Genomic DNA, 1,724 nt, shown 5'->3' with positions numbered 1-1,724 from the left:
ATGTTGTGCGACAGCAAGCTGGCCAGCACACCGCCGCTGGCACCGTGGCGGCTGAGCGCGCGCCACAGTGGCAGGCGAAGCAGGTAGCTGGCGGGCGTGCCGCCGTACTGCTCTGGGTAGCCCAGGCCCAGCAGGCCCAGGTCGGCCGCGCGGCGGTACAGGCTACGAGGGAATTCACCGGCGGTATCCCACGCGTCCACATGCGGGGCGATCTCGGTGCGGGCAAAACGGGTGACGGTGTCGGCGAGGGCGGTACGGTCTTCGTCGCTCACAGAACTTGCATCGGACGTGGCGGTCATGCGGGTGCTCCTTGCGTGGCGGGTGCAAAGCGGGCCAGCACCTGGCCGGGCGAAACCTGCTGGCCGGGCGCTACCAGCAACTCGGCCAGCGTGACGGCTGCGGGGCTGGCCAGGCTGTGTTCGAGCTTCATGGATTCGATGACCACCACGGTGTCGCCCGCCGCCAGCGCCTGGCCTGCGGCCACAGGCAGTGCGACCACTTTGCCGTTGAAGGGGGCGCGCAGCTCTGCCGCACCGCCCGCCGCACCCGCGCGCGCAGCGGGTTCCCACGATGCGTCTTCCACCCAGCCATCCACACCACCGGTTTGCCAGTGCCAGCGTCGGGAGCCCACCGCCACGCAGTGCACACCGCGCTGGGGCAGTTGCAAAGCCACAGGTTCTGCCCCGGCCTGCTCCACCAGCAGCCGCCCACCGCCCAACTCCCGCACGGCCACTGCATGCACCTGGCCCTCGTGGCGCAGGCGCATCGGGCGGGCGAGCGCACAGGGCAGATCGGACGACATTTTTGAAGAACAAATGGCCCCTACCGCGCATTGGATAAGCGCTTTAAGCTCTTTTTTTAATAGCAATTCTTGCAAATCTGCGGCATGTGCGGCCAGGAACGGCACCAGCGCCTGCCCGCTGGCAAACACCGGATGCTGCAGGCACGCCGCCAGAAACGCGCGGTTGGTGGGAAGACCCAGCACGCGGGTGCCCTGCAGCGCGCGCACCAGGGCGGCAACAGCCTCGGCCCGCGTGGGCGCGTGCACGATGAGCTTGCCCAGCATGGCGTCGTAGTGGGGCGAGACCTCGGCGCCCTCTTCCAGCGCATGGTCAAAGCGCAGCGCGCCCATGGCCGAGCGCTCAAACGCGGTGGCTGGAGGTGCGCTGAACTGCAGCACGCGGCCGGTGTGGGGGCGGAAGTGCGCGTCTTCGGCACACAGGCGCACTTCGATGGCGTGGCCTTGCAGATGCACCTGATCTTGCGTGAGCGGCAGCGGCTCGCCCCGAGCCACTCGGATCTGCCACTCCACCAGGTCCAGCCCCGTGAGCGCTTCGGTCACAGGGTGCTCCACTTGCAGGCGGGTGTTCATCTCCATCAAGAAGAATTCAGCCCCATCCAGAAGGAATTCCACCGTGCCCGCACCCACATAGCCAGCGGCCTGTGCCAGCGCCACGGCGCAGGCGCCCATGCGCTCGCGCAGCGCGGCGTCCACGGCGGGGCTGGGGGACTCTTCGATGATCTTCTGGTGGCGGCGCTGTACCGAGCAATCGCGCTCGCCCAGGTGGATGCATCCGCCGTGAGCGTCGGAAAAGATCTGCACCTCCACGTGGCGCGGCTGCATCAGTGCGCGTTCGATGAGCAGGTCGCCACAGCCAAAACCCCCAAGCGCCTCCGACCGCGCACCGGCCAGGGCAGCAGGCAACTGCGCCAGGTCGGTGACC

General features: G+C 68.3%; 2 protein-coding genes. Both read right to left on the bottom strand.

Going from position 1 to position 1,724, the window contains the following annotated elements; all coding sequences use genetic code 11:
* Positions 1–299: acyl-CoA dehydrogenase family protein (locus DBR23_RS30615; RefSeq protein WP_369882111.1), on the bottom strand; the 299-nt coding region annotated here is incomplete at its 3' end.
* On the bottom strand, positions 296–1,724 hold a 1,429-nt coding region (locus tag DBR23_RS12700), incomplete at its 5' end, for a biotin/lipoyl-containing protein (RefSeq protein ID WP_108498489.1). The genes DBR23_RS12700 and DBR23_RS30615, both read right to left, overlap by 4 nt.

Source organism: Acidovorax sp. HMWF018, assembly GCF_003061035.1.
Lineage (GTDB): Bacteria > Pseudomonadota > Gammaproteobacteria > Burkholderiales > Burkholderiaceae_C > Acidovorax > Acidovorax delafieldii.
This window is presented reverse-complemented; position numbering and strand designations above follow the sequence as displayed.